The organism is Streptomyces bobili (assembly GCF_002154575.1).
Classification (GTDB): Bacteria; Actinomycetota; Actinomycetes; order Streptomycetales; family Streptomycetaceae; genus Streptomyces; species Streptomyces bobili.
This window is the reverse complement of sequence record NZ_MUBA01000476.1, coordinates 1-7,107: the sequence shown is the minus strand read 5'-3', so window position 1 is coordinate 7,107 and position 7,107 is coordinate 1. Positions and strand designations below refer to the sequence as shown.

9 protein-coding genes are annotated in these 7,107 nt (G+C 73.7%); 4 read left to right on the top strand and 5 right to left on the bottom strand.

The genetic code is table 11. From position 1 onward, the window contains the following. Positions 1-298: 298 nt before the first annotated feature. Together BZL64_RS30755 and BZL64_RS30750 are read left to right on the top strand one after the other, a co-directional pair. Positions 299-520 (top strand): hypothetical protein, encoded by a 222-nt coding sequence (locus BZL64_RS30755; protein ID WP_086772422.1) that lies wholly within the window; start codon positions 299-301, stop codon positions 518-520. A gap of 396 nt (positions 521-916) precedes the next feature. Next, entirely contained in the window at positions 917-1,372 is a 456-nt protein-coding gene (locus BZL64_RS30750) for a cyclic nucleotide-binding domain-containing protein (RefSeq protein ID WP_086772421.1), read from the top strand. A 177-nt stretch (positions 1,373-1,549) separates the two neighbouring features. On the opposite strand, the gene BZL64_RS30745 is transcribed toward BZL64_RS30750, so the two are convergent. Beyond that, on the bottom strand, positions 1,550-2,164 hold the full coding sequence (locus BZL64_RS30745; RefSeq protein ID WP_086772420.1) for a LysE/ArgO family amino acid transporter: 615 nt from the start codon (positions 2,162-2,164) through the stop codon (positions 1,550-1,552). A gap of 69 nt (positions 2,165-2,233) precedes the next feature. Here BZL64_RS30745 and BZL64_RS30740 point away from each other — a divergent pair, with 69 nt between their 5' ends. Both BZL64_RS30740 and BZL64_RS30735 read left to right on the top strand, forming a co-directional pair. Beyond that, on the top strand, positions 2,234-3,133 hold the full coding sequence (locus BZL64_RS30740) for a LysR family transcriptional regulator ArgP (protein WP_086772419.1): 900 nt from the start codon (positions 2,234-2,236) through the stop codon (positions 3,131-3,133). Positions 3,134-3,264: 131 nt separating this feature from the next. Continuing rightward, positions 3,265-3,516, top strand: a complete 252-nt coding sequence (locus BZL64_RS30735; RefSeq protein ID WP_086772418.1) for a WhiB family transcriptional regulator — start codon at positions 3,265-3,267, stop codon at positions 3,514-3,516. A gap of 19 nt (positions 3,517-3,535) precedes the next feature. On the opposite strand, the gene BZL64_RS30730 is transcribed toward BZL64_RS30735, so the two are convergent. The 4 genes from BZL64_RS30730 to BZL64_RS30715 form a co-directional block, all read right to left on the bottom strand. Next, the gene (locus BZL64_RS30730) at positions 3,536-3,985 is read right to left on the bottom strand and encodes a DUF6098 family protein (RefSeq protein ID WP_086772417.1); all 450 of its coding nucleotides are present in this window, start codon (positions 3,983-3,985) and stop codon (positions 3,536-3,538) included. Positions 3,986-4,081: 96 nt separating this feature from the next. Continuing rightward, on the bottom strand, positions 4,082-5,953 hold the full coding sequence (locus BZL64_RS30725) for a sensor histidine kinase (RefSeq protein ID WP_086772416.1): 1,872 nt from the start codon (positions 5,951-5,953) through the stop codon (positions 4,082-4,084). Further along, positions 5,950-6,645 carry a response regulator transcription factor gene (locus BZL64_RS30720; RefSeq protein ID WP_086772415.1) on the bottom strand — a complete coding sequence of 232 codons (696 nt, stop codon included), beginning with the start codon at positions 6,643-6,645 and terminating at the stop codon, positions 5,950-5,952. The genes BZL64_RS30725 and BZL64_RS30720 overlap by 4 nt, the downstream gene beginning before the upstream one ends. Positions 6,646-6,703: 58 nt before the next feature. Further along, positions 6,704-7,107 (bottom strand): L,D-transpeptidase family protein (locus BZL64_RS30715; RefSeq protein WP_158101574.1); only part of this gene is annotated, 404 nt, incomplete at its 5' end.

Below are 7,107 nucleotides of genomic sequence, written 5' to 3'. Positions count from 1 at the left end.
CCCGTCGCCACGGCCGATGCGGTCGGTACTGTTCGTGCGGTCGCTCCAGCTGTTCGCGTCGTTCGCGTTCGCGCGCATCCTTTCGCTCTCCTGACGTCTTCGACTGGTCGATGGACCCTCTCCCCCGCCGGGCGGTACGGCCCTACTCTCTTCGGCTGGCCCCCGTGGGCCCCGCCAAACCTGCCTTTCCGGGCATTCGGCGACACCTGAGAGGACACGTGAGCGACTGTCGGAGGCGGCCGGGGGATCGAGGGGCAAGCCGGGTCATCGTCCGGCGTCGCCGGGGTAGGCGGGGTACATGACGGATGTCGTGGACTCGGACGAACTGCTGCGGCGCATCCAGCGCGCCAGGGCCTGCGCGCGGGAGGAACTGCGGACCCTGCGGTCCCGGAGCGAGGATCTGGGGCGCACCGATCCGGACGCGGCGCGCGAGGCGCACGTACGGGGCCTGGCCTACGAGGCGGTGCTCGACGTACTCGACGAGATCGTGACTCCGGGACACCATGCGGAGCCCGCCTGACCTGGCCGCCGCCGGTTTCCTTCGGGCCGTCCGCCGAAGGCTGCGGGAACCCGGACCTGCGTGGCCGGGCGGTCACACCGCGCCGGCGGCCCGGCCTCGCCAGCTGCGCGCGGCGCCGTTCCGAGTGAAACGGGTCACGTGACCGGGTTGTGGTGCCGTGAAAGGCACCAGAATGGTTTACCGTTCATCCAGTGGTGGCGGAGTCGAGGCTTACTCCTCCGCATACCGCATGTGGCGGCCCTGGCTGGCTTCCCCCGTCCAGCCAGGGCTTTCCCATGCCCACGCGACAAATCCCGCGCCGCCGAGGTGCTCGCGGCGCCCGCAGCGGCTGAAATGGGATAGGGCCCCGAGGCCCAGGGAACATCCCGGAACCGTCCCGGCGAGGAGCCCCGCGCCATGACCAGAGCGACGAAACTGCTGACCGCCCTCCCCCCGCCCCAACGCCACCGTCTGATGACCCTCGCCCGCGAGGTGTCCTTCCCGGAGGACACCCGGATCTTCGAGGCAGGCGGCACGGCCGACCGCTTCTGGGTCATCCGCTCCGGCGCGGTCTCCCTCGACCAGCGGGTGACGTCCGTGCAGCGCGTCACCGTCGCCGGTCTCGGCGCCGGCGACCTCCTCGGCTGGTCCTGGCTGTTCCCCCCGTACCAGTGGGACTTCGGCGCGGAGGCGTTCAGCCCGGTCCGCGCCTACGAGTTCGAGGCCCAGCCGGTGCTCAAGCTGTGCGAGGAAGACCCGGCGCTCGGCCTCTCCCTGGTCCGGATCGTGGCCGAGATCCTCGCCCACCGCCTGGAGACCACCCGCGGCAAACTCATGGAGCAGTACGGGATGCATCGCCGCGGGGTCATCTGACCGGCCCTGGGGTCGGGTCGGACGCGATGCCGCCGCAGGGCCGGTGCCCGGCCGCCAGGGCCGGCATCACGACGGCGACCGGCAGGCCGCGCGCCACCCGCCACCGTCGCGCGGGCACCGAAGGCCGCGCCGGCCGTGCCGCGCGGGGGTCCGTCGCCCAGCCCCGCCGCCCTGCGGTCAGGCGCCCGCGACCAGAGTGATCCCGAGGGTGATCATGGTGGCGGCGACGAATCCGTCCAGGACGCGCCAGGCGCCGGGCCGGGCCAGGAAGCGGCTGAGCAGCCGGGCCCCGAAGCCCAGCGCGGCGAACCAGCACAGACTGGCCGCCGCCGCCCCGAGGCCGAAGGTCCAGCGCATCGGACCGCGGTCGGCGGCGATGGTGCCGAGCAGGAACACCGTGTCGAGGTAGACGTGCGGGTTGAGCCAGGTCATGGCGAGGCAGGTGAGTACCGCGCGCCGCCGGGAGCCGGTGGCCCCGCCCGTCGCCTCCAGAGCGCCGCCCGGCTTGAGGACTCGGCGGGCGGCGAGCACGCCGTAGCAGAGCAGGAAGGCGCCGCCGAGCCAGGCAACGGCGGTCAGGGCGCCCGGCCAGGCCACCACCAGAGCGCCGACCCCGGCCACGCCGAGCGTGATGAGGAGGGCGTCGGACAGGGCGCAGATCGCGACGACGGGGAGCACGGCGTCCCGGCGGATGCCCTGGCGCAGGACGAAGGCGTTCTGGGCGCCGATGGCGACGATGAGGGACAGACCGGTGCCGAAGCCTGCTGCCGCGGCGGCGAGGGAGGTGGACATGGCGTCCACGCTAGGGAGCCGATCAGTACGGGTCCAGCTAAAGATTCTTACGTATCATTAGCTGTCGTGATGACAGATCTCCCTCTCGACCAGGTCCGCACCCTCCTCGCCGTGGTCGACGAGGGCACCTTCGACGCGGCGGCCACCGCCCTGCACGTGACGCCGTCGGCGGTCAGCCAGCGGGTGAAGGCCCTGGAACAGCGCACGGGCCGGGTCCTGCTGCTGCGCACCAAGCCGGTACGGCCGACGGAGTCCGGGGAGATCGTCGTACGGTTCGCCCGCCAGCTGGCCCGGCTGGAACGCGACACGCGGTCCGAGCTGGGCATGAACGGCGACGGTGAGCCGACCCGCGTGACGGTGGCGGTCAACGCGGACTCGCTCGCCACCTGGTTCCTGCCCGCCCTCACACGGGTGCCGCGGGAGCCTCCCTTCTGCTTCGAACTCCACCGGGAGGACGAGACGGCGACGGCGGAACTGCTGCGGGAGGGGCTGGTGATGGCCGCGGTGACCTCCTCGCCGGACGCCGTCACCGGCTGCTCGGTCAGGTCACTGGGCTCGATGCGCTACTTCGCCGCGGCCGGTCCGCGATTCGCCGCCGCCTTCCTCGACGGCGTGCCCCTGGGCGAGGGACTCGCGCGGGCGCCCGTGGTCACCTTCGACCGGCGCGACGACCTCCAGGACGCGTTCGTACGCCGGCTGCGGCGCGGCCCCGACGGCGCGAGCCGGCTGCGCCACGCCGTGCCGACCTCGGAGGGGTACCTCGACGCGGTGGAGGCCGGACTCGGCTGGGGCATGGTGCCGGAGGTGCAGGCGAGCAAGCTGCTGGCGGAAGGGCGTCTGGTCTCGCTGGCTCCGGAGCGCCCCTTCGACGTCCCCCTGTTCTGGCAGCAGTGGAAGCTCGACTCCCCCGCCCTGGCGGCCGTGGCGACCGCCGTGGCGGCGACGGCGGCGCAGGCCCTGCGGAGTTGACCGGACCCGGTGCCCGGCGCCGCCGCGACGGCCACGGCCCGCCCGGCACGGTTTCACTTCCGTCCCGCCGGTCACCCGATCAGGAGCAACTCATCCGCAGCCGCGACGATTTCGAACGCAGGTGACTTCGCATGGACGACTGGCGACAGCGCGCCGCGTGCCGCCACGAGGACCCGGAACTCTTCTTCCCGATCGGCACCTCGGGTCCGGCTCTCCTGCAGACCGAGCAGGCCAAGGCGGTCTGCCGGCGTTGCCCGGTCCGGGCGCAGTGTCTGGAGTGGGCGCTCGAGACCGATCAGAGCCTCGGGGTCTGGGGCGGTACGAGCGAGACCGAACGGCGTGCCCTGAAGCGGCGTATCAGGGCACGGCACCGCAGTTCATGAGCCTCGGACGGGCCGGTGTTCACCGGCCCGTCCGCCGCAGCGTGCCCCACCGCGACTCCTGGCGGGCCACCTCCTCGCGCGCCGCCTCGATCACCGACCCGTCGATCCAGCACAGCGGCCGTACGTCGGCCACGAGCGGCTCGTTGTCGGGGCCCCGGCTCGTCTCCCGGCCCGCGAGGACCCAGGGGCGCACGCCGGGGCCCTTGTCGTGCGGCAGGTGCGCGTAGTCGTACAGACGCCGGGCGACCCACAGGGTGCGGGAGCGGTCCTCCCACCAGTCCTCGACGTCGAGGGGGTTCGCGGACAGGCCGTTCATCGGGACACCGGTGAGTTCGTCGGTGCTGGACACCTCCCCGAGGTCGGTCTCCGGCCCGCGGGACCAGCGCACGAACAGACCCTTCTGCCGCTCGACCAGGCCGGCCAGTTCGGCCAGGGAGCGCGCGACCGGCAGGTCGTCGGACGAACTCATGGCTTGACCTCCCTCTCCGCCGTCAGGACGGTCCGCGCCGTCAGAACAACGGGGTACCCGCGGCGTCCCGACGGAATCAGGCCCTCCGGCCGCCTCTCAGACCTCCGTCGGTGTCCGCGCTGCGGGCAGCCTCAGGGTGAACACGCTCCCCGCACCCGGAGTGCTCGCCGCCTGTGCCGTGCCGCCGTGCGCGGCCGTCAGCTGGCGGACGATCGACAGGCCGAGTCCGCTGCCGCCGGTGCGGCGGCTGCGCGACTTCTCCGCGCGCCAGAACCGCTCGAAGACCTGCGGCAGATCCTCGGCCGCGATGCCCGTGCCGGTGTCGGAGACCTCCAGCACCACCCGCTCACCGTCCGCGCGCGCGGTCAGCGTGACCGTGCCGCCCGCCGGGGTGTGGCGTACGGCGTTGGTGACGAGGTTGCCGAGCGCCTGCCGCAGCCGCACCGGGTCGGCGTCCAGCCAGGGGCTGCCGTGGGTGTCGGTGCGCAGGGTGACGCCCGCGGTGTCGGCGGCCACCCGGTGGGCGGCGGCCACCTGGGCGAGCAGGTCGTCGGCGGGGACCGGTTCGCGGTGCAGACGCAGGGTGCCGGCGTCGGCGTCGGCGAGGTCGCGCAGGTCGTCGATGACCCGCTGCAGGACGAGGGCCTCCTCGTGCAGGGCGGCGAGGAGCGCGGGGTCCGGCTCGACGAGGCCGTCGCGGGTGACCTCCAGCCAGCCCCGGATGTTGGTGAGCGGGCTGCGCAGCTCATGGGCGACATCGCTGACCAGGGCCTTGCGCTGGGCTTCGAGGCGTTCGCGGCGCTCGGCCAGGTCGTTGAACGCCTCCGCGAGGATGCCCGTCTCGTCGCGGGTGGTGACGGGCACGCGCGCGTGCAGTTCGGGTGGCTGCTGGGCGGCCTCGGTGAGCGCGCGCAGGGGCCGTACCAGGCGGGTGGCGACGACGGCGGTCACGGCGACGGTGACGGCGAGCACGAGCCCGGCCGCGCCGACGACCTTCGCCTTGTTGCCGGAGGACATGTCCCAGCGGGGCCCGGCGGCGTTGTTCCCGCCGCCGAGGAAGAGTTCCGCGACGGGGGCGACGTACGGGTCGAGCTGGGCGCGGCGGGCGTCGTCCAGGCAGCGCTGCGCGGCGCGCGTCGTCGCGCCGTCGCCCTTGATGAGAAAGCCGGGTGACGGCGTCGGGGAGCGCAGGTCCGCGCCGCCGAGGCCGGCGATGCCGCCGAGTGCCACGGGGGTGCCGGGGTCCAGCCCCGCCTCGGTCAGGCAGCCGCGGGCGAGTTTCTGGAGCGCGGCCAGCGCCTTCTCCTCCGTCGGCATCGCGGTGTTGAGCAGCCCGTCGGCGCACGGTTCGGGGACGTAGCCGTCCTCGACGGTGTCGTCGGCGGGGTGCAGGACCGGGCGGCCACTGGGTGTGCGGGAGACGGTCGTGCCGATGCCGTTGCGCAGGAAGCAGCTCTGCCGCTTGCGGGCCAGTGCGTCGAGCCGGTCGCGTTCGCCGTCCGTGAGCCGGTAGGGACCGACGACGCGCGGGTCCGTGCCGCTGAGCTGGGCGCCGGGTTCGCTGGAGGTGTCGGTGCGCAGGGGGTCGACGGTGGCGGCGGCGCGCGGCGGCAGGGAGGTGCCGCGGGGCGCGGAGTCGGCGATGAGGGTGCGGTCGGCGCCGGTCAGGGCGATCCGCCGGCCGGTCTGCGCGGACAGGTCGCGGACGGTGGCGGGTACGCCGCTCCAGTCGGGGTGGGTGGCCGCGTAGTCGCTGAGCCGGGCGAGGATGTCCATGTCGTCGGCGAGGGCCTGGCCCTGCTCCTCCCGCAGGGCGCGGGTGGTGGTGGTCACCGCCAGCCAGGCCGTCGCGGCCACCGAGCAGACGGCGATCAGGACGGACGCGATGAGAAGCCGGACGAGGAGGCGCTTGCGCAGCGGTATGCGGGTGCGCGTGCCGGTGCCGGTGCCGGTGCGTGTGCGTTTCACGGGCGGGTGCCGCTGAGTTTGTAGCCGACGCCGAAGACGGTGAGGAGCCGGGCGGGTCTGCGCGGGTCCGCCTCGATCTTGCGGCGCAGGTTCATGATGTGGACGTCGACGGCCCGTTCGGTGGAGGCGCGGTCGTAGCCGCGGGTGTACTGGAGCAACTGCCGCCGGGAGAAGACGCGTTCGGGCTCGCCGACGAGGGCGAGAAGGATCTGGAACTCGGCGGGCGTGCAGTCCACCGGCTCCCCCTCGCACCGCACCTCGTGCCGCGCGGGGTCGACGGCGATTCCGGCGGCCCGCAGAACGGGATCCTCCCGACGGCCGGCGGCCGACCCACTGCGCCGCAGGACGGTGCGGATACGGGCCATCAGCTCGCGCGGGCTGTACGGCTTGGTCATGTAGTCGTCCGCACCCAGCTCCAGGCCGAGCAGTACGTCGTCCTCGGCGGCGCGGGCGGTCAGCATCAGGACGGGGATGTCGTCGTCGCGGCGCAGCACCCGGCACACGCCGAAGCCGTCGATGACGGGCAGCATGAGGTCCAGCACGACGAGGTCCGGCCGGTCCCGGCGTACGGCGTCGAGCGCGGCCGAGCCGTCGTGCACGACGGTGGCGGTGTGTCCCTCGGCGAGCAGCGAGCGGCGGATGAGTTCGGCCTGCATCGCGTCGTCCTCGGCGACGAGTACATGGGCGCACACGCGGCGGTCTCTCCCTCGGGTCGGTGGGCGGTCGGCGTCGGTCGGCGGCAGGTCCGGGTCAGCGGGCCAGGGAGGCATGGTCGCCCATGACGACGACCGGGTGGAGGGCGGGGTCGAGGGCGCGGAGCAGGTCCTTCAGGTGCCGTTCGGCGATGCTGACGCAGCCGTGGGTGGGGCCGCCGTGGTCGACGTGGATCCAGATGCCCCCGCCGCGCCCGGCGCCCAGCGGGCGGGTCCAGTCCAGGGGCGAGGTGCCGGGCTCGCGGTTGTAGTCGATGGCGATCACGTGGTCGAAGGACCCGGCCAGGGATTCGCCCTCGAAGCCGGTGCCGGGTGAGCGGAATCCGCCGGTCGACCGGTCGTACGGCAGCCGGGTGCCGGGGTCGGGCAGTCGGCCGCCGGCGTCGGAGAGGCCGTACACGCCGATGGGTGTGCGCAGGTCGCCGGCGCGGTGGTGGTCGG

Coding starts and splice junctions, on each gene's coding strand:
- BZL64_RS30740 (WP_086772419.1), top strand. CDS start 2,234: ATGACAGATCTCCCTCTCGACCAGGTCCGCACCCTCCTCGCCGTGGTC.
- BZL64_RS30745 (WP_086772420.1), bottom strand. CDS start 2,164: ATGTCCACCTCCCTCGCCGCCGCGGCAGCAGGCTTCGGCACCGGTCTG.
- BZL64_RS30755 (WP_086772422.1), top strand. CDS start 299: ATGACGGATGTCGTGGACTCGGACGAACTGCTGCGGCGCATCCAGCGC.
- BZL64_RS30730 (WP_086772417.1), bottom strand. CDS start 3,985: ATGAGTTCGTCCGACGACCTGCCGGTCGCGCGCTCCCTGGCCGAACTG.
- BZL64_RS30735 (WP_086772418.1), top strand. CDS start 3,265: ATGGACGACTGGCGACAGCGCGCCGCGTGCCGCCACGAGGACCCGGAA.
- BZL64_RS30750 (WP_086772421.1), top strand. CDS start 917: ATGACCAGAGCGACGAAACTGCTGACCGCCCTCCCCCCGCCCCAACGC.